At 49.3% G+C, this 663-nt stretch carries 2 tRNA genes and 1 rRNA gene; all 3 read left to right on the top strand.

From position 1 onward, the window contains the following. A 16S ribosomal RNA gene (locus K5Y32_RS24805) occupies positions 1-107 on the top strand; the annotation flags it as partial. Between the two features lie 73 nt (positions 108-180). Beyond that, positions 181-257 (top strand) — tRNA-Ile (locus K5Y32_RS24800). A 143-nt stretch (positions 258-400) separates the two neighbouring features. Then, positions 401-476: transfer RNA gene (locus tag K5Y32_RS24795), tRNA-Ala, on the top strand. Positions 477-663 lie beyond the last annotated feature (187 nt).

Below are 663 nucleotides of genomic sequence, written 5' to 3'. Positions count from 1 at the left end.
TAGGTAGCTTAACCTTCGGGAGGGCGCTTACCACTTTGTGATTCATGACTGGGGTGAAGTCGTAACAAGGTAACCGTAGGGGAACCTGCGGTTGGATCACCTCCTTACCTGAAGATACCTTCCCGCGAAGTGCTCACACAGATTGTCTGATAGAAAGTAACGAGCAGAAAAAACCTCTACAGGCTTGTAGCTCAGGTGGTTAGAGCGCACCCCTGATAAGGGTGAGGTCGGTGGTTCAAGTCCACTCAGGCCTACCAAATTTCTTCTCATGCTGCGTTAAAGCGCCGCTCGTATAGTGAACTATACGTCGCGCCACTTTGCCTTGCCTGAAAAGAAATTACCGTTTGTCAAAAACGGAACTCCTGGTGAGTGGTAGTAGTGGTCTCTGCAGTAACTGTATGGGGCTATAGCTCAGCTGGGAGAGCGCCTGCCTTGCACGCAGGAGGTCAGCGGTTCGATCCCGCTTAGCTCCACCATTACAGTGACTCAAAACAATACTTCAGAGCAAACCGGAAACGGTGTGCTGCGAAGTATTATGCTCTTTAACAATCCGGAACAAGCTGAAAATTGAAACGACGTATCGTCTTCATTCTCCGTAATAAGAATGAAGCGGCGATATGTTCGAGTCTCTCAATGCTTGCAGTCCCAAGCGTTGCAAAACGC

This window comes from Pantoea sp. DY-15 (assembly GCF_019795935.1).
GTDB classification, from domain to species: Bacteria; Pseudomonadota; Gammaproteobacteria; order Enterobacterales; family Enterobacteriaceae; genus Pantoea; species Pantoea leporis.
The sequence above is the reverse complement of the archived record's forward strand: the minus strand, read 5'-3'. Positions and strand labels throughout refer to the sequence as shown.